We start from the raw sequence: 23,046 nt of genomic DNA on the forward strand, positions 1-23,046 counted from the left end.
TTAACATTTTATGACTTTAATAATATAAGTTATACTTTAATATCTAACATGTTAAGTTTGTAGTTTAAGATTTTTATAATATTAAGCATGAGTTTTGAGATTTAACAGTCGTAAATATGGAATAGATAAGGAAACTGCTCTCTTGATTGAAAATGGAGCTGAGTTAGTCATACAAGAATGATATTTATAGTCTTTTCAGGTAATTTTGGAGTTTAGCTTTAAAATCCTCTGAAGGGATAGTTCCTAAATCCGAAAAATTGGATTTATAAGCTGAATAGTCAAAATTCGGGCCAAACTTTTTGCGAATAAGAGGTTCGTATTTTAGAAGCAGAAGATTATTTAAATTATACTGATGAACTTCGACTGAGGGGCCGATCATGTCACGCGGAACGGATTGGCCCTGTTGAATTTTCTCGATGTAAGCGAGATTGCGCTCGATTAAGTCATCTGCGACAATGCCGGAATGTGCCGAAAGCTTGGTTCTAGCGGGGAAGTTCCTAATGTACTCTAAGGTTTGAACAAAGGCATGGAGATCATAATAATCCAGGTATGGAATAGGAAACTCCACCAGGTCCCCGACAAAAAGCACAGAATCCCTTTGATCAAAACAGAGGGATGAGTCAATTGTGTGACCTGGCGCATAGATAAATTCAATACCTTCATCGGCTAAGGTGAGTTTTTCTTGGAATGTAAGGTTAGGATACTTTAATTCAATTCTCCCGTTATGGAATTTTTTTAGGCGGTTCAACTCAAAGTTTCCGATCTCCAACATGCGGGTCCTTGTGGTTTCATGACCGATGATCAGGGCATCCTCGAAAGCACAATTTCCCCAGATATGATCCCAATCAGAATGAGAATTAAAGACCAAAAGTTCTTTGGGCCTTAACCGATAGGGGAGATAGTCTTTGACTGCATTCATAGATGCGGGACCTAGATGCGTGTCGCATAAAACGTGATAATGATCTCCTTTAATTAGATATACGGAAATTTCGTCATCAAAGGTAAAAATGACACCTCTCTGGCCGATTTCTTGAATTATCATAATGGTCATCTCCCAGCGAAATAATTATTTCTATTATATCGTTTTGCAGTCTTCTAGCCAAAGAGTCGAAATTAAATTCCATGGATCGTTTTCGCTTAACGGTTTAATGCTATGGGGGGAGTCTTCTCGCCGCAAAGAGATAAAAAACGAGGTGCTTAACCATAATATTGGCTAGGCGCCTCGTTTCTATAAAGAGGTATTCTATGTTGGATATTAGGGAACAATTTAATCGAAACTGGGCATTAAACTTTAAATCTAAGAATCTCTTCAGTAAGTTGTTTTGCTACTTTATCCAGAGCTTCTGCGGTTTTAGCAACGTGCTCAACTGCACTTGTAGTTTGCTGCATTGAGGCAGTTACTTCTTCGGAAGCTGCTGCTGTTTCCTCTGAAACAGCTGAGATGTTTTGCAAGACTTCAACAACTTTGGTGCTGTTTTCTGAAGCTTCTTTCATGTGATCTGTGTTTTGTTGAATAATTTCATAGATCGTATCGATGGCTGTAGAAATCTCTGAAAAAGAAGAGTCTACATTTGAGACAGCTGACATTTGGGCTGAAGTTTGATTTTGAACCTCCTGCATAACCCCCACGGTATGCTGGCTTTCCTTTTGAATGTCTACAACAATTTGACGGATACCGTTGGCTGAATCTGCGGACTGTTCGGCAAGTTTACGTATTTCTTCGGCTACGACAGAAAAACCTCGGCCTGCTTCTCCGGCACGTGCGGCTTCAATAGAGGCGTTGAGTGCCAGGAGGTTTGTTTGTTCTGAAATCGCTGTAATCGCTTGGAGTATTGTGCTAATAGCCTGCACCTTATTATTTAGGAGAGAAATAACATGTTCAATTTTATCTATGGCAGTTTTGTTGGCTTCAGAAGTCGATGTGAGCTCTTTAACCGAATCGATGCCTCTTTGGTTAGCTTGAGCAGCTTCTTGGGAAGCTTTTAACATATCATTGCTGCTGGTTTCCAATGATTGAAAATTGGAAGATACTTGTTCTACGAATAAAGATCCCTGTTCAGCCTGAGTTGCTTGATCGGAGGCTCCGCTGGCGATTTGGCTTACGGTTGTGGACACTTCTTCAGCAGAACTGCTCGTTTGTTCCGCTGTGCCGGCTAAATCATGGGCGGATTTACTGACGTGAAGGGAGAGGTTTTGGATGTTTTTCATTAGAGATCCAAGTTCCTCGACCATACTGTTAAGAGTTGACGATAAGACTCCAATTTCATCCTTGGAAGTTAGTTTACAGCGAACCGTAAAATCTCCATTTCCAATTTTTTGAGCATCTTCGACTAACAAATTCAATGCTTTGGTGAAGCGTTTGGCAAATAATATTCCAATAATGATAGCCAGAATAGCTAATAGTAGTGAGGCTAAAGCGGTATGACTGAGAATTTGGGAAGTTGAAGCCTGGATTTCGCTGTAATTCATAACTCCTATAAATTTCCAGCCTGTTTTTTTGAAGGTGTCAAAGCTTCCAAAATGTCGAATATTATTTGTTGTGAAATCGATGACTCCGGAAGTTTGATTTTCTAAACCTTTTTTAAGCTCAGGAATAGAAACGTCCTTACCTAATTGAGTCTTGTCAGGGTCCACCATAATCTTATTAGTTTTATCCAGCAAAATTATGTAGCCTTGCTGGCCAATTTTCATTTGCGAGATGATTTGCGTAAGCGAATTAAGAGAAATATCAATGCTCATAACCCCCAGAAGAGAGTTTGTCTGAGGATCATAGACAGATTTAGCGACAGTAACGATTAACTGGTGAGTTCCGACATCCACATAGGGATCGGTCCAGACAGTTTCTTTTGTCTTCGCAGCTTCAGTGTACCAAGGTCGGGTTGTGGGATCGTAGCCGCTGGGGAGTTGAGTCGGAGGATACAGAAACATGCGCTTATCGGCTGAACCAAAATAGACATTTAATGCATCAACGTTAAATTGTTTATATTTTTTAAATACATCTAAGGCTTGAGTTTCGCTGCTGTTGCCTGAGGCCAGCGCAATAACACTGGGATCATTGCTTAATCGGTTAACATCTTGTTCGATACTTCTCATGAACATGTTTGTTGTTTCTTCCACTTTAGTTACTGATTGAGAAGTGGAAGTCTTGAGTTCAGAAGTAAGAACTGAATTTGCATTCTCATAACTGTAAAAACCTAAAATTGAGGTAGGCAGCAGAGATAAGGCTAGAATTAAGCCAACTAATTTACGTTGCATGGATCCTTTCACAGTTCGTCCTCCTCCATTCATAATGACATTTCTTTAGTCATAACAAGACAAGGTCGTATTTGAGGGAAGAATTGTTAAGTAGTGTACTTAATATAAAAAGCATAAGTTCCAGTTAAATCTTAAATATTATTTACCAACACATAAAAGGTAAAAATTTCGGTTAAACGTTAATTATTTCCACTTATTCCAATCTCCTTTACTATTTTTCGACCTTATTTTGCTTGCCGCTTTCATTTTAACCTAATTTATTATTCTAGTACAGTGCCATTGGACCCAGATTTATATGCTTCGCTTAATAAACTAAAACCACATTGTTTTAAGGAAAGTGTCAGTTTATTAAAGGATAAAATTTAATTTGTAATTAGATTATTAATGGCTTCCGACAATATTATGTAAAACCTAATTATGGCTTTAAAATTACAAATTAAAAAATATAATGTTAAAAAATTGAGGTTAATATATGTCGCAATTTTATGAAAATTGTCAAATAAAAGGGAAAGAAATTATTAGCTTAAATATAATATGAAGTTTACAATTGAATTGTATTTTTATATGTTTGATTACCTGAATAACAATTACTCTAATATCCTAAATGGTATTAAGCAGAACGCCTATTTTTTCAAAATAAACTGGGCAAGTGAAAAGAAATTAAGAGGTGAGGGGGTGTCAGAGTGGAAACGAATTATCGAATTGCCTACGATAAATACTGGCAGGATATAAAGGAAAAGCAAGCGGAGGAGATCACAAAGAACCGAGCGGTCTCTTACAACAGTCAATGTCATCAGTTCGAAGTTAGTTTTTTTAATTCAGAGTATGTTCTGGACTGCCCTGCAGAAAAGATCTATCGTAAAAGTGATGGACATAGCCTGGACATTATGGGATCAATAATTATGCTAAATTATTTAGCTTATGCAAGACCCCTCCAAAGATCTATCCATAAGTGGATCAGCCTGAAAGAAATACCCAACGGCGGCGCTTTGTTCTATCCTGCCTTTCACAAGAATTCTATCATTCCGCTCGTTAAGGCATTTGGTGTTCAATCTCAGGAATTATATAGAGTTGCTGCCACTATGGGAGGAAGACAGGCAGACTTGGGAGACGCAGCCGTGATCTTTCAGGTGTTTCCTGAGATTTCCATGTGTGTGGTCGTTTGGGAAGGGGACGAGGAAGTTCGTGGAAATGCCACGATTTTATATGAACCGGGGGTTGACGAACTGCTGCACATCGAGAGTGTTATAGGTCTCGGCAGTTACATTTCGGAAAAATTAGTCAGGCGATCGGTTTCCTCTTTGTAACACTTATAACTGTAAAATTATGTGCATAATATATACTACAAAACCATATTATGGTATTATCACAGTATATGATTGGGCAAATTAGTGAACTCGTTCGCTAAGGCTGAACCTGAACCTGAACCTCGGGGTTTCGGTGACGATGGTCTCAGTTGGAGAGTATCACCGAAGCCGCCTAACCCCAAAAGGAGTTCATATAATTATCAAAATATCTGGCAGGAGAAAATATGAAAAAGAAAATTCTGATGATTACTGGGATGATGATCTTATTAATAGGTCTAGGAGGGTTTTGGGGCTACAACAAGTATTTCAGACCCAATCAGGAAATTCAGGACCAGCTCAAAAAGCAGTTTGGAAACGATTTTTTTTACTCATTCAATCTGCCTAAGGCAACGGACAGTAATATAAAAGATGGTAAAAGTAAGGACAATCAAGCAGGGCAAAGCGGTACTCCTGAAAATATCTCTCAGCAAACGGGCAGTGAGCAGGGAGGGAGCCAATCATCAGCCCCCATTGCTGGGAGCGGGAGCGAAACTATTACTGTCAAAGGGCTGACACAAGACGAGATCATTAATGAATATACGCCTAAGTTTAATTACTTGCAGAATGTTGCTCTGAGTCGCTTGGAGACTTTATATTCGGCTGCTCTGCAAGAGTATAAACAAGAGAAAAAGGCGGGTACTTTGAATCGCTCGGTACTGGCTGAAAAATATATTCAAGCAGGCACGTTGCTTGAGACTAGTGTGGATAGCCAATTTTACAGTATTTTAAATGCAATGCAGAGCGAATTGGTTGCCAACCATCAGCCTACCGCGATTGTTGCGGTGAAAAAGAACGAATATGAAAAGGCCAAGTCTGCTGAACGCTTGCAGCTATTGGCTAAAGCACGCCAGTAGCAATAAAAATGGAATTTATCTAATAGGTTCGTAATAAAAGCAGAAAAATAATAGAGGTCACTTTCAGCAAGTGATCTCTATTATTTTTGCTCAAGTCCGTTTTTATCTGACCGTAACGTATAACTTATTTAAAAATAACTTGTCCATCTTTTATTGAGTCAATAATGGCCAACGACTCTAATTGAATGCCTTTTTCCAGGATGCGTTTTCTTCCTTCCTGAAAGGTTTTTTCTATAACAATACCTGCTCCGGAAATCTCAACACTGCTCTGAGACAGTAAGTTAATCAAGCCCATAAGTGCACTTCCGCTTGCCAGAAAATCATCAATAATTAAGACCTTGTCATTTGGACGTAAGAATTCTTTGGATATTTTTATGGAATACTCTTGCTCCTTAGTATATGAATATACTTTTGCTTCAAAAACATCCTGGTTCATATTAAGGCCCGCATGCTTTTTGGCAAACACAACGGGTACATTATCAAAGTACTGGGCAACAATACTGGCAATGGCAATACCGGAAGTTTCAATTGTGACAATTTTTGTAATCTCTTTGCCGGCAAATCGACGTTTGAATTCCTTGCCGATTTCATTGAATAAGGTAATATCCAGTTGATGATTTAAAAAATTATCAACTTTAATAATTCGGTTGTCAATTATTTTTGCTTCATTGCGGATTTTATCTTTTAAGAGTTGCATCCTTGTAATACGCCCTCCTCATATAAAAAAACTCCTTAATATGTTAGGAGCTATAATGTTAGAGACGAAATGTAATAATTACAAGGATAACTTGATTAGCCTAAAAAATCAAATAAAGTTTTTTCCAGATCTTACGTTTAAGAACGGAAATTGGATTCTATTTCGTTTGACAAAGCTGACAGATATTAATATACTTATACCTGCTAGGGGTATATTGAAAGCCAATAATGCCGCTAAGATAATACTAATTTGCGAGGAAGGTATTTTATGAATATCTCAATTAACAAAAACAGATGCCCACAAAATCATCCTTGTCCTTCAATTAGAGTCTGTCCGGTAGGAGCAATTGGACAAATCGGATTTAATGCTCCAACAATTGATCAGGAAAAATGTATCAAGTGTCGGAAATGTGTGATTTACTGTCCGATGGGGGCTTTACAGGTTAGTGAAGAGTAGGGGTTTCCGGCAAGCCCAAAATGCATTGGCGGGTCTGAAAAATAGAGGAGGTGTTGCAAGATCAAATTGCAACACCTCCTTTTCAAAGTATATCTAAGCTGGGGATTGAGCTCCGGTTATGTTTGCAATAAATCGTTCAATTTGCGGAATGATGAAGTCGCTGTTATAGAGAGAAAACCAATGGTCAGAGTGGGGAATAGATATGAACTCAATGTTTGAGGATAGTTTTGCGCTCTCTCTGACCTTTTCATGAATTGCATCGTTTTCTCCAGCTAACATTAAGCAGGGAACGGAAATATTTTTTAAGAGTTCAGTATTGTCGGTTCTTGTTTCTTCGATGGCTGCCAATAAAGCCTCTTTGTCGTTCGATAAAAATCTCTTTTTATGCTCTGCAGAGACATCGTGTTTAGGAACCCAATCTTCAAGGGTCAGGACGGAGTTTCTTAAGGAAAGCATATCATTTTCACAAGGATGGATGGCATCAAGGATAAATGATTGGAAGCGGGATTTAAACCACTTCATTAATCCAAAGGAAATCCATCCTCCCATTGAATAGCCAAAGTAATGGCATTGATCAATTTTTTGAGCATCAAGGATTCTGATTATATCTTGAGAACGAAGATATAAGGAATATTCTTCAGAGCAATGAGGTTTATCGCTTTTACCATGCCCTCTTGCGTCAATTAATATTAATTTATACTTTGTTTTAAGGGCGTCTACATATCCATAGTCATACCAATCTGAAATACTGCCAAAAAAACCATGTTGAAGAACAAGGCAATCGCGGTTTGAGTCCCCTTCAACTTCATAATTGATTTTTACGCTATTATTAAGTACGAAAGCCATCTATTCCTCCTTAAAATGCTAATGATTTAATACTTCTCATTAGAAAGGGCTTTTTAAAAATCTAGTCCCTTTCTGGTTAATTTTCTCCATGATGTAATTAGTTCATGACCGAGAATTTGCTCCGTAAAGGCTTCCATCACTTCACTTGTTTCATGTTCCTTCGGTTCAATTAAGTAAAAGGAACGAGTGAGACGTTTCCCTTTGATTCTGAGAGATTTTAATTCTTTAGCATTCAGCTCTTTCCGGACAATCCAACGGGAGACAAGGGCAATGCCCAAGCCGGCTGTAACTGCCTGTTTAACGGCTTGGCCACTTCCGAAGATATAACTTTTCCTAACGTTAATTCCCCATTCTTTAATAAGCTTGTCGCTGAAGGCTCGGGTTCCTGAACCACTTTCGCGGAGAATCCACACTTGGTTTTGGAGATGTTCTGAGGTAGCAATAGGAAGTTTCGCCAAAGGATGTTGATTCGGAACAACTAGAATCAGTTCATCCTCCATGATGGAATGAATTCGAATGTCCGTATGATTAACCTCTCCCTCTACAAGAGCAATGTCCAATTGGTTGTTCCGGACCGCTTGAATAATTTCTTCTGTATTGGCAATTGAGGTTTCTATTTCTACTCCCGGGTAATGGACGGCAAATTCGGTTACAGCAAAGGGTAAAATGTATTCTCCGATGGTATAGCTTCCCCCAACTTTTAAACTGCCTGAAACCATATTGGATAAATTTTTGATTTCTTCTTTGGCTCTATCTTGTAAATTTATAATTTGTTTAGCATATTTGTAATATATTTCGCCCTCTTGTGTAAGTTCAAGGTGAGTGGAAGAACTATTGAAGAATTTTGTATCCAGTTCTTGTTCAAGACTTTCAATTTGAGAACGAACACCGGGGTTAGAGAGAAAAAGCCCTTCGGCTGAATGAGAGAACTTTTTGAGTTCAACTACGGTAACGAAAGTTTTTAAGGGATCGTCGAACATAGTTTGCACCTCGAAATATTGATTTAAGGATAATTCAGATTCATATAATAATACTTCTTTTTCTAGCATTTAACAATGTCATAGAAATTACAATTCCGCTCCTGGTTTTCCCGATAAGAGCTTAAATTGTGGAGCTTATACAATAATTCAGCTTGCTCGTGGAAATACTACCTTCATGTGTCAGATGTTAAAAATGAAGTTTTCTTTACCTGCAGATTTCTCAACCCCGAGTGAATCTCATTTGGTGAAAGCCGAACCTTGGGTTTATATGGGGGAGTTAGATGAAGATACAAATTATTGGCAAATTACTTGGAAAATCAGTAGTTTAGTGATAATTTATGATTAAAAAGATTAAATTAGCGGAGAAAACTATGATGCAAATGTTTAATGAATTTCAAAAACATTTATCGAATGACCAGAGGCCCTCAGATTACTTCAATGAATTAAGCAAAACAGGACTATTTGCTGAAAGATACCCCTATACTTTGTTAGGTGCCTTAAAGAATACTCCTCAATCACCGAAGCATCATCCCGAAGGAAGTGTTTGGAACCATACAATGTTGGTTTTGGATAATGCAGCAGAACGAAAGCATCTGAGCCAAAATCCAAATGTATTTATGTGGGCGGCCTTACTCCACGATTTGGGAAAGGCACCTACTACCAGAGTTACAAAAGGGAGAATTACTTCCTATGATCATGATAAAGTGGGAGAGGGACTTTCCGCTAAATTTCTTAGGGAACTAACCAATGAACAGGATTTAATTTACAAAGTTTCTAAATTGGTAAGATGGCATATGCAGATACTCTTCGTTACAAAGAATTTGCCGTTTGCCGAGATCGCCAAAATGTCATCTGAGGTCTCCATTCATGAAATAGCACTTTTAGGGCTATGTGATCGACTGGGAAGAGGAAAGATGACTTCAGATAAAAAGCTGGAAGAAGAAAAGGGCATTTTAGCTTTTTTAGAAAAGTGTACGGATTATTTAACTCCGGGAATTACCAAGGATCTTCTTGAAGATGCCCTTTCAAATGATTCCCTACGAGATTAAAAAACGCATTGATTAATGTGTTATTGTCACTTTGCCTAAAAATTTTGATATTTTTGGGGGTTAATCTTATCTTCAAATATTATTTTCATATTGATGCCATGACCTGTGGTAAAATAGATATAGACTGGTGTTGAGGTGATCAAATTGATCATAGGTTTTGGTTTCGGTGATCCAATGCAGAGTATAGTTATGTTGGTGGTTACTTCGCTGCTCAGCTATTTTATTTATTTGGGTTTGCGAAATTTAGGACGTGGAAAGCAGGATTCTCTTGGGAAAAGGGAGCAGCGTCGGCAATATTATTATGACCAAAGACAAAGAGCGAGAGAGTACACTCGTGAATTTGATTTAACCGATGAGGAGATAGAACAGCGGTTAGACCAAGAACTTGGAAAGAGTTAAGAGCCGCCTCTCTGCAATTTGATGAGTCAATAACTGTACCTTACTGTTAATATATCCCTTTTGGAGAAGAGAGGAAACTAAGTGAGAGAAGTAAGTGTTGAACGTATTAATGACGGCGATGTTCTTGCAAAAGAGATTTACACCTCCTATGGCAAAATATTGCTTGGGAAAGGTGTGGTTTTAAAACGCCCCTATATTGAACGCCTGAAGGAAATGGGAATTTATAGTATCTATATTGAAGATGAATTTACCGATGATATTGTCATAGAAGATGTTATCTCAGATCAGCACCGCTTTGACGCCTTAAAGGCTATTGAAAAATCTTGTAAAGTAATTCAAAGCGGAAAGAATAAAGACGAGGAAATAGATATAATTGAATCAGTGAGCAATATCGTGCAGGATATTCTTTTTCAGAAGGACATAATGATTAGTCTCATCGATATGCGCACACTAGATAATCGAATTTACTTTCATTCCGTCAATGTCTGTGTATTAGCTACTGTTTTAGGAAAAGGACTCGGCTTGCCGGTGGAGAAGCTTAATGAGCTTGCTCAGGGTGCACTGCTTCATGATGTGGGAATTGTTGGGCTGCCGAAAGAAATTGTTAACAAGAGAGGTCCTTTGACAAAGGAAGAACAAGAACTTTACCAAACTCATACAATTCAAGGCTATGAAATGATTCGCAGAAGGCCCGAAAGCAGTATCATTACAGCCCACATGGCCTATCAGCACCACGAATGGACAAATGGCAAAGGTTATCCGCGCCAACTGAAGGGCTCGGCCATTCACCAATTGGCGGAGATAATTGCTGTCGCAGATTTCTATGATTGTCTTATCCATGGTTCTCCCGGTATTCCTCGAGTATTACCCCATGTGGCTTGTGAAATAATGATGGCAAACGCCGGGGTTCGGTTCCGCCATGAATTAATTACTATTTTTCTTAAATATATTGCGGCCTATCCTACTGGATATACGGTTAAGCTTAATAATGGAGAAACGGGAGTCGTTGTCGGACAAAATAAGGGGTTACCTACCCGGCCAATCGTGCGCGTTTTTGATGGAAAGGTTAATCTTAAGCAAGTACGGGTTGTCGAACGAAATCTTGTGGTTGAACGTACATTATTTGTAGAATATATCATTGATTAAATTTATAACTGACTAAATCAAAAAACAAAGGCCTTGCCCCTAAGACCTTTGTTTTTTGATTTTGAGAATTCCTTTTATGATTTATTACAAAAATATATTAGAAAAAACCGCTCCTGTAATTATTACTATTAAAGCTACAATTGCCGTTAAAATTGCTTGATACATACTATATAAAGGCTTGAACCTCCCCATTCTAAGGACTTTTTTATATAGTTCCGGTGCTGATTCTTCAATAACTTTGATTTTCTCCGGTACAGTAGTTGATGAACCGGTAATTTCTTGGAATTCTTTACACAGTTGTTCATTTTTCCATTGAATAATCCATTCCAGGGTTTTTGCTCGTGTAATTGGCTGAGCAGTATGAGGAACATCAAAATTAAAGCCCACAGTTGTTCCGAAATAGGTGAATTCCTCATCAGAATAACCGGCAGCTTTTAAACCGTCAATAAAAGCATCACGCATGATGGTATTATTTAACGTAAGTTTTATGGTCATGGATAATTCCGACGGCTGTGAGAATTCCCCCAATTTGAAACCTGTTAACCACCAATGCTTATCTTGCCTGCTGAAAAACACCTTTCCGTTTTTCTTTAAAGTAAAGGACATTTGTAAGAGTTCATCATCGTTGGCGCTTTGATAATAAGCACCAAAAATATTTCGAAGGGGATTGCCATTAAGTGTTCTTGTATAGACTCCAATCTCCGCCCCCGAGACTAAATCATATTGACCTTTCCAAAAGCCTATCATCCATTGTTTGTCGTTATAGTTAAAGAAAATAGGTTCACAATCGACGATCATCCCCATTGGTGCGGCGGCTTCATCAAACAGTCGGCAATAACCCATTTTTCTTTGCCAGGGATCCATATTCGAATAAAAAATGTCTTGAACAGGATCATAGGAATAACCAGAAATCTCAATTAGTTCATCGAGGGTTTTATCACCTGTCTCATCGGATAAGTTTCGTAATTTATCATAGCTTTCCCAAGGGAAAGTTCCACTGTTAGAAATTGTTAAAAGTTCAGGCATAATCGTCCTCCCCCTTTTGTATATTGTACGTGCTTAGGGGATAAGAGTGTGCATGGAATTTAGAAGTTTTATAGATGGATAATTCGAATCAGTTATAAAATAATTATGTTGATTTATTTGCTGTTATATAATAAAATATTGCTATTCACATAATTGATAAGAATTTTATTTTACAAGTCGTTTGATTTATAAAGGGTCACTATAAAAAATTAGCTGACGTCCACGAAGACACTGTCTTAGCACGAATTGGCCTTTTTGAGCCACAGGTGCAGGCTGCCGATGTTTCTTATTGTAGATGTTAGACCCATTAGACCCGATAGAAATAGGAACATACTATTAAGCTATAAATTAAATATTCTTAACATTCTAAATAATTTAGTGTATTATATACAAATAAAGACAGGAGGAGTTATGTATGGAAGAGAAACGCCGTGAGGGATTGCTGGAGGAAAAACGGTTGTTTTTCCCTCCTTCAGAGTTTCACTCGACAGCCGTTATTCAAAACCCAGAAATTTATGAACTTGCCCACGAGCGGGAGACTTTTTGGGACGAACGGGGGAAACGGCTGGAGTGGTTTAAACCATGGGACAAAGTTTTAGAATGGAATCATCCTTTTGCCAATTGGTATGTTGGCGGAAAATTGAATGCAGCTTATAATTGCTTGGACCGACATCTTAAGGGCGCACGCAGAAATAAAGCAGCCTTGATATTTGAAGGAGAATTGGGAGATCGAAGAGTTTTAACGTATCAGGATCTGCAACGCGAAGTATCTCAGTTTGCCAATGTGCTTAAGTCCTTTGGAGTTGAAAAAGGAGACCGCGTCATAATTTATATGCCTATGATCCCAGAGGCAGTCATTGCAATGCTCTCTTGCGCCCGACTGGGTGCTCCTCACTGCGTTGTTTTTGGAGGTTTTAGTTCGGATGCTTTAAAAGATAGAGTCCTTGACGCTCAGGCAAAGGTTGTCGTGACTTCAGACGGAAGTTATCGCCGTGGAAATATTATTCCTTTGAAAGAAAACGTAGATCAAGCGTTGCGCGATGTCAGCTGTGTGGAAAAAGTTGTTGTCGTTCAACGGACGAGTCATCCTGTGGACATGCAATCTGAAAGGGATTGCTGGTATCATGAGGTCATAAAGAATGTGTCCAGCGTTTGCCCGGCAGAACCTATGGAAGCGGATGACATGCTCTTTATCCTTTATACTAGTGGCACAACCGGAAAGCCTAAAGGTGTTGTTCATACAGTCGGGGGTTATTTAGTAGGCGTTTCCACAACCCACGAATGGGTATTTGACCTTAAAGAAGAGGATGTTTATTGGTGTACTGCTGATGTCGGCTGGATAACAGGGCATAGTTATTTGGTTTATGGTCCTTTGTCAAATGGCGCAACAGTTGTCATGTACGAAGGAGCACCGGATTATCCTGAAAAGGACCGTTATTGGGAAATCATTGAAAAATACAGAGTTAGCATTTTATATACCGCTCCGACTGCGATTCGCACGTTTATGAAATGGGGAGAACAATATCCTTCGAGCAGAGATCTTACAAGTTTGCGGCTTTTGGGGTCTGTTGGAGAACCAATTAATCCGGAAGCCTGGATGTGGTACTATAAACATATAGGCGGAGAGCGTTGCCCCATCGTAGACACATGGTGGCAAACTGAAACCGGTATGATTATGATGACCCCTGTTCCCGGGATTACTCCTCTTAAGCCAGGATCGTGTACAGTTCCGTTTCCGGGGGTTCGTGTTGAAATAGTAGACCCCTCAGGAAATCCCGTGCCTAAAGGTGAGGGCGGATATTTAGTAATATGTGATCCTTGGCCGGCAATGCTTAAAACAGTGTATGGCAACGACAAACGTTATGTTGATACGTATTGGAGTGATATTCCAGGGGTTTATTTCACAGGAGACGAAGCTAAGTGGGATGAAGATGGCTACTTCTGGATAATCGGGCGCGCTGATGACGTTATTAACGTTTCGGGGCATAGGATTGGGACAGCGGAAGTAGAAAGTGCCTTAGTTGATCATCCGTCGGTAGCCGAGGCTGCCTGTGTTGGGAAAACTCACGAAATTAAAGGCCAGTCAGTATTTGCTTTTGTCAGTATAAAAGAGGGTATTGAAATTGAGGATTCCCTTATTCATGAATTGAAAGCTCATGTCGTTTTGAAAATAGGTTCACTTGCGCGGCCCGATGACATTTTTTTAACGGCTGAATTGCCTAAGACTCGAAGCGGAAAGATTATGAGACGACTTCTCAAAGATATTGCAGAAGGTCGGACCATGGGGGATACCACGACCCTTGCCGATGCAGCGGTGGTAAATTTCCTTAAGAAGAATATTGATGCTCAAAAAATCCGCGAAGCACGGAAAGCATCCATGAGATTAGGAAACAGGATATCAATTCCCGATACAGCTATCTTTAATCACTGTAAAGAAGAGTCTTACGATGGCTATAGTTATACTATTTGGTTTTCAACTCCTCCTAAGGATAATTCACCTCATCCGGTTACCAACTTTTATTGTTTCAAGTGGATAGAAAGACTAAACTTACCGGCAGAAGTTGCTCTTGCTATTTCCAACATCATGATCAATAACAATAGTGCTTGTGAAGCAATCTTTGGCAATGGTGAACCGGATTTTAGTCATGCGGTTATCAATGAAGCAAATATTATAGATGACTTGTCAGAGGAAGGTCAAATCTGTTTCTGTGGTTCGGCGGGATAAGAAGCAACTAGGTAAAAGGTTTGATTGGTAATAATAGGCTCGTTTTTTGTTAATAACAAAGAACGAGCCTACATTAATTTAAGCATAAATTTCCCTTTAAAAACGACGAGGTGCGTTATAAATATCTTTAATTTGCAGATTCATAAATGATATTGAGTAAACATCTATAAACCCTGTCTGAGAAGAATGGGGCAATTTGATAGGCGAATTTCGTTGAATTTGCAATGTCAGAGGGTTAAGATATTAAGTATCTGCTGGTCAGAACGATAAGCAGGGGAGCTTATCGCTATACTGCAATTCATCTAATCGTGAGACTCCCACTTAAGAAGTGGGAGTGGTCCCCGGTCTCTGCTTCGGTGGGGGTAGAGTCTATCCATCAGCGCGATAGCATTTGTTATTGGCTAGGCGCTTTCGGCGAAACTGTCCACAGGACACTTTCGTCACCGAAGCCCCGATGTTCAGCTTTAGCTGAACGAGTTCACTACGTAGACTTCTGAGTGTCGATTGGCCAAATTTTTTGATAGCTGTATTCAAAATAAATAAAGGGGTTTTTTGTGATGTATAGTTTTAAAAACGATTATAGTGAAGGTGCCCATCCAAGACTATTAAAAGCCTTGAGTGAAACGAATTTTGAACAAGCAGAGGGCTATGGAGAAGATCTCTACACTCAAAAGGCAATAGAGCTGATAAAGCGAAAGATTGGGAACGATAATGTTGATATTCACCTGCTCTCGGGGGGGACACAAACGAATCTAACCGCGATCTCGGCCTTTTTAAGACCCCATGAAGCAATCATTTCGGCCAGCACAGGCCATATTTTAGTCCATGAAACCGGAGCCATTGAAGCAACGGGACATAAGATCATCTCGGTTGAAGTAAAAGATGGAAAGCTTGATACGTTACATATCAAAACGGTGCTTGATTCTCATACGGATGAACATATGGTAAAACCTAAATTGGTTTACATTTCTAATCCAACGGAAATTGGTTCAACTTATACCAAGGAGGAATTAAAACAGATTAACAAGTGCTGCCAAGAACATAATCTCTTGTTGTACATGGATGGAGCAAGATTGGGCTCGGCCTTGTGTTCGTCGGAAAATGATTTAACCCTGTCTGATTTGGCAACGCTTGTGGATGCTTTTTATATTGGAGGAACAAAGAACGGAGCGCTTATGGGAGAGGCTCTCGTGATTTGTCGTGATTCTCTCAAGGAAGACTTTCGGTTTCATATGAAGCAGAAAGGGGCGATGCTGGCCAAAGGTAAGATCTTGGGAATTCAGTTTTTTGAGCTTTTTAAAGATGATTTATACTTTGAGATGGCCAGACATGCTAATGGGATGGCTGATTTGCTCAGGGATGAACTAACTAAAGCTGGTTTTAAGTTTTTGGTTCATTCACCATCAAATCAGATTTTTCCCATCCTGCCCGATCAAATAATATCTGATCTTCTGAAGAAATATGCGTTTTATGAATGGACAAAGGTCGATGCGAACCACTCGGCCGTTCGACTTGTCACTTCTTGGGCGACAAAAGAGGATGAAGTGCTGGCTTTTATTGAAGACTTAAAGTGTCTGCTCTAAAAATGACTTGGTCGGAAGAAGTAAACGAGTTATTCAAAGGAATGAAGACTATGAAAGAAGTAAGTGCTGCAATTATCTTAAAGGATCGTAAAGTTCTAATCGCCCAACGGGCTCCGGGTGAGAATTTAGAAGGCAAATGGGAATTTCCCGGGGGGAAAATTGAACCGGGAGAAACTGCTGAAGAATGTTTGATACGAGAAATACGGGAGGAATTTGACGTTGATGTTGACGTCCTTGGCTTTTTTGGAGAAAGTATTTATGATTATCCTAACGGAACTATTAAATTGCTTGCTTATACTTGCCGGTGGCTTTCGGGTGTTTTCACCCTCAAAGTCCATAGCCTGATTGAATGGGTTGATCCCGAAGAATTAGATAACTTTGATATTGCTCCGGCAGATATCCCCTTGGCAGAAAGACTGAAATCAAGGGTCAAAGTATTATAACTAAAAGAGGCCGTTGCTTTACGACATAGTTCGTTAGCTGCGGCCTCTTCTTACTTAAACTGACAACAATCGTCTTACGATTGTTTATACTGGGGTTCCTGTTGCTGGATGTATTGCTCTCTGCCTTTTAAAACGTCAAGGGCTGAATCAAAGGTTTGGGCGAGTTGCTCAAAGGTTTTTTTGGCTTGTTGATCTTGTGTTTCTAAAGCGAATGTTTTCATAGTAGCCGCTGCGCTTTGGACAGTGGCAATCGCTTGTGTCATTTGTGTTCCAACCGTCATCTTTCAATCACCTCCTTTAAATATTTGCGGCAAGGGGTGAGACTTCAAACCCGTTTATCCTTTAGGTCTGAAAATAAGCGCTCCTAAGAATCCGAAGATGATAGCTGCTGATATTCCGGCACTTGTCACTTCGAAGATGCCTGTAAGAACTCCGATGGGCCCATCGCTTGAATATTCCTTCAAAGCTCCTTTAACTAGGGAGTTGCCAAAACTGCTGATGGGGATAGAAGCCCCGGCCCCGGCAAATTTAATAAGGGGGTCGTATAGACCAAGTCCCCCGAGTACCGCCCCTACAACAACTAAGGCACATGTGGTATGGGCAGGAGTGAGTTTAAGCCCATCTAAGATAAGCTGCCCAATAACACAAATGCCGCCCCCAATCAAAAAAGCCCAGAGAAATTTTTCCATTATACCGCGCTCCTTATAGTTCAATACTTACAGCATGAGCAACACAGGGAATGCTTTCCTTTTGCTGAAAGGACATGGGTGATAAAAGGGCTCCCGTGGCGACTACTAAGATTTTACTTAATTCACCCTTTCGCATTCGGTTCAGGAAATGGCCGAAGGTTGTTGTCGCTGCACAGGCACAGCCGCTTCCGCCTGCCAGTACAACGGGCTGATCCTCTTTGTATATTAAGATACCGCAGTCCGTGAAAATCTCCTTCGGTATCTCTAGACCGTGTTTGACTAATAAGTCGCCGGCAATTCTATGCCCGACTCTTCCCAAATCACCGGTAGCTATGAGATCGTAGTATGATGGGTCCCGCCTTAAGTCTCGAAAGTGTGCTTCAATGGTATCCACTGCTGCCGGAGCCATTGCTGCCCCCATATTAAAAGGGTCGGATAGCCCCATATCAATAACTCTGCCAATCGTTGCAGAAGTTACTCTTGGTCCTTCTCCTTGGTCGGAGACTAAGGCTGCTCCTGAGCCGGTGACGGTCCACTGAGCTGTAGGCGGCTTTTGGGCCCCATACTCTGTTGGGTAACGATATTGCTTTTCGGAGGCGGCATTATGACTTGAAGTGCAAACAAGAACATTCTTGGCAAATTTACTATCGATTAGCTGGGAAGCTAAGGCCAAACCTTCCATCGACGTAGAGCAAGCCCCGTAAAGGCCGAGGAAAGGAACGCCAAGGGTACGAGCGGCGAAACTGCTGGGCACTGTTTGGTTGATTAAATCTCCGCTTAATAAAAATTGGACATCTTCTTTTTTTAGAGAAGCTTTTTTTATGGCTAATTCTGAGGCCTGCTCCTGCAGCTTTCGCTCCGCCTTTTCAAAGCTGTCCTGCCCCAGCCAGATATCTTCGTGCAGAAGATCGAAATCTGCAGCCAATGCACCACGGGCTTCGCGAGGACCGCCCACTGCTGCCGAGGCGATAATGGCAGGTTTTGAATCGAAAAGCCATGACTGATGACCTTGCAACATTTACATCACACCCAATGCTCTTAACGTTATAACGACCAAGGACACGACGAAGGCAGAAAACACACCATAAACAATAACAGGACCGGCTAATTTAAACATATTACCGCCTACGCCGAGAACATAGCCTTCACTTCGATGCTCTATTGAAGCAGAGGCAATGGTATTGGCAAAACCTGTTACGGGAATTATGGTACCAGCTCCTGCCCACTGGGCAATGTGATCAAAAACTCCTAAACCGGTGAGGATGACAGTTATGATGATAATCACCGCCCCGGTGGGATTCCCGGCATTTTCCTGAGAAAAGTGATAATAAGACACAAAAAACATCTGTATTGCCTGAGCGATGACGCAAATCAGTCCTCCAACAAAAAAGGCCTTTATGCAGTTTAGGAAGATGGGTCGTTTAGGTTCTCTGTCTTGAGCGAATTTTTGGTATTCCTGTTGAGTGGGGGATAACTTTTTCTTCTTTTTATCGGACATGGTAACACCTCTTAATGTAGTAAGTAAGGACGTATTTTGTTCAGAAGGTGATCAAGTTTCTCTGAGTTACGGATATACATGCCTTTAGCACTCTTATTATTTGTTTGCAGGGAAAAAGTCATGAGATCTGCTTGAATTTTCTCCAAGTTGGCGTAAAGCAATTCCTTGACTTTTGGCTGAGGAATTTCCACGGCATCGTTGAAAAGATCCAGAAAAAGTTCACCTGAGGAATCAACCTGACAGAGAAACACATTCTCCAAAGCCACTCCCATTTTATCCAGTTCGGTTTTTAGCCATTCTGGGTTAAGTCCCAAGGAAGAAAGAGGTTCAACGAGGATGTTTCCGTCCATAATAACGGTTTGAGGTTCAGCTTGCGGTGCTACTTTTTGCCCAATATCATGGGCAGTCACCGGTTTTTTATCTGCTTTTAAGTAAACGTTGATCTCACCATTGGACTCCATAACGGCAAACTCAACATCAGGAAGATTAAAAATGTTCTTTGATCTAAGTTCAGCCAATAGATCCTCCCCAGTCATTCGGAGCTGAAGAAGATTTTCTTCCATGATTTTGCCATGTTTTATTAAAACAGTTTCCTTACCGTTAATAAATTGATGAATTACTTGGCTCTTAATCGCTAAATAATCGAGAGCCAGCGGCAGAATAACCCAAGTAAGCAAAACGACTAATCCTGAGCTTAAAGTAATAAGGTTTAGAGACATTAAGCTGACCACGACAGCTAAAATTACATAGCTCAAGAAATTGAAAGGTTTTACTCTGGTGATGTTTCGTTTTCCTATCAATCGTATCGCTAACCAGGCTATACAGAATAATGCGAGAGATTTTAAAATAGTATTAAGTGTTTCCTGCATATTATTTCCTGCCTTTGTTAATTGCCTTTGTATTGTGGTTCTTCGAATTCGAGTATTTTTAAGCGATCTTCCAGATCTTTAATAATGACATCGGTGATTTCCAGAGAATTGTTATAGACGGATTGAGCATGTTTATCTTTTGCCTGAATGGTATAAGTTCTCAATGTGCCTTGAACGCCTTTTAAGCTTGCCAGGGTTTGTTTTACTTGAGAAGCAACTGTCATAATTATCACCTCCCGCAAGTTATTATCTCTCGTCATTGCGTTTTAATGCTTTGAACAAACTGGAAAGTGAAGGCAGTTCTTTAATTCATTACAGACTCATACCCGAAGCAGAGAACGGGGACCACACTCACTTATTAAAGTGGTAGTCTTACGATTGGATGAACCATCCAAATATCTGGTAATGAATCTGGAAAATAACTGAAAGTATCGTATTTTAAAGGTTTATGAGAGTTTATGTCGAAGTGATAGATACAAAGAGAATTAATGTAACTAAGTCTAATTACTTAGATTCACAAGACTTCTAAAATACGGGGGTATAGAAGTGACAAAATTCCAGGCGTACCAGCTTATCGTCTCAGAGATTCAGCAGTTATTCAATGATGATGTTGCCGTTACACTCTTTGATACAGAGAAAATTGTTGCTTATTATCCAGGGAAGACAATTGATACCAAGGCTAGGATAGGGAATCCTCCCACACCGGGCTCGAATGTTTTAGAAGCTCTTACAAGTGGGAAGCGCGTTGTGCGGCGTATCCCTAAAGAACTTTTTGGGGTTCCTTTTGTCGGTATCGCCTTGCCCATTATGGAAGATTCCGAAATAGTCGGTTGTCTTGCCGTTGCCTGTTCCATCGAACTTTATGACAACTTGTTCTCCACGGGGAAGGAAATACTTGAAACAGTGGTTAAAATTTCTTCTTCGGCTCAAAACTTGTCAGGTGGCACAGAAGAACTTGCTGCAACGATACGGAGAATAGATAATGAGACGGAGCATGTAAGCACCGAAATGAACAGAACCAACGAATTGACGCAGCAAATCAAGAAGATTTCCAAACAGAGCAACATCTTAGGGCTTAATGCTGCTATTGAAGCTTCACGGGCAGGGGAACATGGGCGGGGATTTGCTATTGTATCGGAAGAGGTTAGGAGACTTGCTTCAGATACAGATGTATCTACAAAAGCAATTGACAATAATGTTCAAGTCGTTCAATCTTCCGTTCAGCTTCTCATTGACGCTATTAAACAGCTGACGGCGGTAACCGAAAATCATGCCGGTGAAGTGGCGGAGATTGCTCAAAGCCTGGAGAGAATCGAGAGAATGGCTAAAAGTCTGGTGGAAATGGGAAAAAAATAATCATTCGCTTATTGAGCATTAGAATAAAAAACAAGGCTGAGCACAACGCCTTGTTTTTTATTACTCCTTACACACATAACCCTGCGATTGGATTGGTCGAGTGCACTAGCCCCTAAATATCCAAGTCATCCGGGCTTTTGTCTTTTGTTGGGGTTAAGGTATCCCTGTCTTTCCTGCTGGAATCGGTAGAGGGACAGCTTTTAGAATTTTGAGCAGTGGTTTCATTATTAACGGTTTGGCGGGACGCTTTATTCCAATTTTGGCTCAATGTAGTTTCCTCCTTTAGAAAGTTTTGATTTGAAGATGATTTTAAGGTTTAACAAAAAGTACTTAAACCTTGCTATGAATAAAGTATGGTAGTTTCGTTTTGTAATTATGTAATAATCCGGCGGCAAACCATAAACAAGTTTTGCCGCCGGATTTGAATTCCTTAATTCAATTATTGGGGGAGACTATCTTTCATTTCCAGAGTTAAGGTTTGGATAGCACGTTTTTCAATCCTTGAGACATAGGAACGGGATATTCCGAGAATATCGGCAATTTCTTGCTGTGAATGCTCGTTTCCTTCCAACAGTCCAAATCTAAGATGAAGGACTTGTCGGTCAAGAGTAGGAAGTTTTTTAACATTTTCCAATAAGAGGCGCTGATCTTCTTCTTCGGCAATTTGTTCAGGTATGGGGGTGTTTTCAGCGGAAAGGCTTTCCAAAATACTCAATTCTCCATCATTATTATCCTGGCCGATGGGAGTATAGATAGACATTTCGCCCCGGCGTTTTTTGAGAATGCGGAAGTGCATTAGAATTTCGTTATTGATGCAGCGGGCAGCATAGGTGCTTAATTTAGCTCCTTTTGTAAGATTAAACGTGTTAATAGCTTTAACTAAGCCAACAATCCCGATGGAAAATAAATCTTCGGTTCTTTCTTCCGGCCCTTCATATTTTTTGACGACATGAGCGACTAGACGCAAATTATGCTCGATCAATTTATTTCGAGCAGTCTCAATACTTTTATGAAAAGCAGAGTCATTAAGAGAAGGGTTTGTACGATTTGTTTCTAATATTTGTAGGTAGCGTAATTCTTCTTCTTTATTAAGAGGGTGAGGAAATGAATTATTATTAATGTAAGAAACGAGTAGGCTGGCTCCTTTAAGGACAGAGAGGGCAAAACTCATGAGAAGGGCCTGTAGAAACATCGGTTTCACTCCTTTCACATCAGGTTATCATATGCTTAAGGAATGAATCCTGTGATTTTCTGTGTTACGAGCAGGACATCTAATGGCATGGCTGCCAGACCAAAAATATAAAAGCTCCTGCTGAGCAGGAGCTAGAATGTTTAGGGGTTAGTTAGGTCAAATTAAAGATAGTTAAGGTTTGTAATTTCTTGCATTCCAGGTTGAGGACTTCTGTAAGGGAGATATCTAAGGCATTAGCCAAGGCGGCTATGTAAAATAGTTGTTTGCCTAGTTCTGCTTCTATAATGTCTCTGCAATTATCGCAGAGTGTCCCTTCGAGCTGGCTGTCTAAGAGATCTTTTAAATCGGCAAGGCTTACATCGGGGGGGATTGACTTCTTGTGCGCATTCACTGAATGACAACCGCAATTTGTCACGGATTTTACAACGGCCCTGTTAACGCGTGCTGAAGTCTCTTGGCCTTTGGATAAGATATCCAAAATGCTTTGGTGTCGTATTAACAGAGATTTGACTATATTTTGGAATTGGTCAGTGAGTTGTTCCACCAGTATCCTCACTCCTTTCTGCCGTTTCTATTATACAGAGATGGTTAGGTCGTTGTCAATTTTCGGGAATTAAAGAGGAGGAAAAGGGAAATT

The 23,046-nt window shown here is 40.1% G+C and carries 25 protein-coding genes; 10 read left to right on the plus strand and 15 right to left on the minus strand.

Translation table 11 applies throughout. The features are described from left to right. Window positions 1-184: 184 nt before the first annotated feature. Window positions 185-1,042, minus strand: a complete 858-nt coding sequence (locus DESACI_RS02135) for an MBL fold metallo-hydrolase (RefSeq protein ID WP_014825517.1) — start codon at window positions 1,040-1,042, stop codon at window positions 185-187. Window positions 1,043-1,284: 242 nt separating this feature from the next. Further along, window positions 1,285-3,267 carry a methyl-accepting chemotaxis protein gene (locus tag DESACI_RS02140; RefSeq protein ID WP_014825518.1) on the minus strand — a complete coding sequence of 661 codons (1,983 nt, stop codon included), beginning with the start codon at window positions 3,265-3,267 and terminating at the stop codon, window positions 1,285-1,287. 671 nt (window positions 3,268-3,938) lie between these two features. On the opposite strand from DESACI_RS02140, the gene DESACI_RS02145 reads away from it, so the two are divergent. Both DESACI_RS02145 and DESACI_RS02150 read left to right on the plus strand, forming a co-directional pair. Then, complete coding sequence (locus tag DESACI_RS02145; RefSeq protein ID WP_014825519.1) at window positions 3,939-4,562, plus strand: DUF3786 domain-containing protein; 624 nt, start codon at window positions 3,939-3,941, stop codon at window positions 4,560-4,562. A 224-nt stretch (window positions 4,563-4,786) separates the two neighbouring features. Continuing rightward, complete coding sequence (locus DESACI_RS02150; protein ID WP_014825520.1) at window positions 4,787-5,455, plus strand: hypothetical protein; 669 nt, start codon at window positions 4,787-4,789, stop codon at window positions 5,453-5,455. A gap of 124 nt (window positions 5,456-5,579) precedes the next feature. Here DESACI_RS02150 and DESACI_RS02155 read toward each other — a convergent pair whose 3' ends face one another. Next, a complete protein-coding gene (locus DESACI_RS02155) occupies window positions 5,580-6,152 on the minus strand; it encodes a xanthine phosphoribosyltransferase (protein WP_014825521.1) in 573 nt (190 codons plus the stop codon). A gap of 267 nt (window positions 6,153-6,419) precedes the next feature. Between DESACI_RS02155 and DESACI_RS02165 the strand changes: the two genes are divergently transcribed. Further along, the gene (locus DESACI_RS02165) at window positions 6,420-6,608 is read left to right on the plus strand and encodes a 4Fe-4S binding protein (protein WP_014825523.1); all 189 of its coding nucleotides are present in this window, start codon (window positions 6,420-6,422) and stop codon (window positions 6,606-6,608) included. 93 nt (window positions 6,609-6,701) lie between these two features. Here the strand turns inward: DESACI_RS02165 and DESACI_RS02170 are convergent, their stop codons facing one another. Together DESACI_RS02170 and DESACI_RS02175 are read right to left on the minus strand one after the other, a co-directional pair. Continuing rightward, window positions 6,702-7,454 (minus strand): alpha/beta fold hydrolase, encoded by a 753-nt coding sequence (locus DESACI_RS02170; protein ID WP_014825524.1) that lies wholly within the window; start codon window positions 7,452-7,454, stop codon window positions 6,702-6,704. A gap of 53 nt (window positions 7,455-7,507) precedes the next feature. Further along, window positions 7,508-8,434 carry a LysR family transcriptional regulator gene (locus tag DESACI_RS02175; protein WP_014825525.1) on the minus strand — a complete coding sequence of 309 codons (927 nt, stop codon included), beginning with the start codon at window positions 8,432-8,434 and terminating at the stop codon, window positions 7,508-7,510. A 374-nt stretch (window positions 8,435-8,808) separates the two neighbouring features. Here DESACI_RS02175 and DESACI_RS02180 point away from each other — a divergent pair, with 374 nt between their 5' ends. The 3 genes from DESACI_RS02180 (at window position 8,809) to DESACI_RS02190 (ending at window position 11,028) form a co-directional block, all read left to right on the plus strand. Continuing rightward, the gene (locus DESACI_RS02180; protein WP_049804099.1) at window positions 8,809-9,483 is read left to right on the plus strand and encodes an HDIG domain-containing metalloprotein; all 675 of its coding nucleotides are present in this window, start codon (window positions 8,809-8,811) and stop codon (window positions 9,481-9,483) included. Window positions 9,484-9,627: 144 nt separating this feature from the next. Beyond that, complete coding sequence (locus DESACI_RS02185; RefSeq protein ID WP_014825528.1) at window positions 9,628-9,882, plus strand: hypothetical protein; 255 nt, start codon at window positions 9,628-9,630, stop codon at window positions 9,880-9,882. An 81-nt stretch (window positions 9,883-9,963) separates the two neighbouring features. Beyond that, on the plus strand, window positions 9,964-11,028 hold the full coding sequence (locus tag DESACI_RS02190; RefSeq protein WP_014825529.1) for an HD-GYP domain-containing protein: 1,065 nt from the start codon (window positions 9,964-9,966) through the stop codon (window positions 11,026-11,028). An 84-nt stretch (window positions 11,029-11,112) separates the two neighbouring features. Here DESACI_RS02190 and DESACI_RS02195 read toward each other — a convergent pair whose 3' ends face one another. Next, complete coding sequence (locus DESACI_RS02195) at window positions 11,113-12,054, minus strand: DUF4474 domain-containing protein (protein ID WP_014825530.1); 942 nt, start codon at window positions 12,052-12,054, stop codon at window positions 11,113-11,115. Window positions 12,055-12,469: 415 nt separating this feature from the next. Between DESACI_RS02195 and acs the strand changes: the two genes are divergently transcribed. From acs to DESACI_RS02210, 3 genes are all read left to right on the plus strand, one after another. Continuing rightward, window positions 12,470-14,779 (plus strand): acetate--CoA ligase, encoded by a 2,310-nt coding sequence (gene acs, locus DESACI_RS02200; RefSeq protein ID WP_014825531.1) that lies wholly within the window; start codon window positions 12,470-12,472, stop codon window positions 14,777-14,779. Window positions 14,780-15,336: 557 nt separating this feature from the next. After that, window positions 15,337-16,362, plus strand: coding sequence for a threonine aldolase family protein (locus tag DESACI_RS02205; protein ID WP_014825532.1), 1,026 nt, complete (start codon window positions 15,337-15,339; stop codon window positions 16,360-16,362). 50 nt (window positions 16,363-16,412) lie between these two features. Further along, on the plus strand, window positions 16,413-16,805 hold the full coding sequence (locus tag DESACI_RS02210) for a (deoxy)nucleoside triphosphate pyrophosphohydrolase (protein ID WP_014825533.1): 393 nt from the start codon (window positions 16,413-16,415) through the stop codon (window positions 16,803-16,805). Between the two features lie 74 nt (window positions 16,806-16,879). Here the strand turns inward: DESACI_RS02210 and DESACI_RS02215 are convergent, their stop codons facing one another. The 6 genes from DESACI_RS02215 to DESACI_RS02240 are packed head-to-tail and all read right to left on the minus strand — an operon-like array spanning window position 16,880 to window position 20,085. After that, the gene (locus DESACI_RS02215; RefSeq protein WP_014825534.1) at window positions 16,880-17,086 is read right to left on the minus strand and encodes a DUF1657 domain-containing protein; all 207 of its coding nucleotides are present in this window, start codon (window positions 17,084-17,086) and stop codon (window positions 16,880-16,882) included. Between the two features lie 54 nt (window positions 17,087-17,140). Further along, complete coding sequence (spoVAE, locus tag DESACI_RS02220) at window positions 17,141-17,494, minus strand: stage V sporulation protein AE (RefSeq protein ID WP_014825535.1); 354 nt, start codon at window positions 17,492-17,494, stop codon at window positions 17,141-17,143. A gap of 13 nt (window positions 17,495-17,507) precedes the next feature. After that, window positions 17,508-18,512, minus strand: coding sequence for a stage V sporulation protein AD (gene spoVAD, locus DESACI_RS02225; RefSeq protein ID WP_014825536.1), 1,005 nt, complete (start codon window positions 18,510-18,512; stop codon window positions 17,508-17,510). Next, entirely contained in the window at window positions 18,513-18,992 is a 480-nt protein-coding gene (gene spoVAC, locus DESACI_RS02230) for a stage V sporulation protein AC (protein WP_014825537.1), read from the minus strand. A gap of 11 nt (window positions 18,993-19,003) precedes the next feature. Continuing rightward, window positions 19,004-19,861 (minus strand): DUF421 domain-containing protein, encoded by an 858-nt coding sequence (locus tag DESACI_RS02235; protein WP_014825538.1) that lies wholly within the window; start codon window positions 19,859-19,861, stop codon window positions 19,004-19,006. Window positions 19,862-19,878: 17 nt separating this feature from the next. After that, window positions 19,879-20,085 (minus strand): DUF1657 domain-containing protein, encoded by a 207-nt coding sequence (locus DESACI_RS02240; protein WP_014825539.1) that lies wholly within the window; start codon window positions 20,083-20,085, stop codon window positions 19,879-19,881. 322 nt (window positions 20,086-20,407) lie between these two features. On the opposite strand from DESACI_RS02240, the gene DESACI_RS25345 reads away from it, so the two are divergent. Next, window positions 20,408-21,217, plus strand: a complete 810-nt coding sequence (locus DESACI_RS25345) for a methyl-accepting chemotaxis protein (RefSeq protein WP_014825540.1) — start codon at window positions 20,408-20,410, stop codon at window positions 21,215-21,217. Window positions 21,218-21,329: 112 nt separating this feature from the next. Here DESACI_RS25345 and DESACI_RS24400 read toward each other — a convergent pair whose 3' ends face one another. From DESACI_RS24400 to DESACI_RS02255, 3 genes are all read right to left on the minus strand, one after another. After that, window positions 21,330-21,485 (minus strand): hypothetical protein, encoded by a 156-nt coding sequence (locus tag DESACI_RS24400; RefSeq protein WP_158310139.1) that lies wholly within the window; start codon window positions 21,483-21,485, stop codon window positions 21,330-21,332. 171 nt (window positions 21,486-21,656) lie between these two features. After that, window positions 21,657-22,409 carry an RNA polymerase sporulation sigma factor SigK gene (gene sigK, locus DESACI_RS02250; RefSeq protein WP_014825541.1) on the minus strand — a complete coding sequence of 251 codons (753 nt, stop codon included), beginning with the start codon at window positions 22,407-22,409 and terminating at the stop codon, window positions 21,657-21,659. Between the two features lie 151 nt (window positions 22,410-22,560). After that, a complete protein-coding gene (locus DESACI_RS02255; protein WP_014825542.1) occupies window positions 22,561-22,953 on the minus strand; it encodes a nucleoside triphosphate pyrophosphohydrolase family protein in 393 nt (130 codons plus the stop codon). Between the last annotated feature and the right edge of the window lie 93 nt (window positions 22,954-23,046).

It is taken from the genome of Desulfosporosinus acidiphilus SJ4, from assembly GCF_000255115.2.
GTDB classification, from domain to species: Bacteria; Bacillota; Desulfitobacteriia; order Desulfitobacteriales; family Desulfitobacteriaceae; genus Desulfosporosinus; species Desulfosporosinus acidiphilus.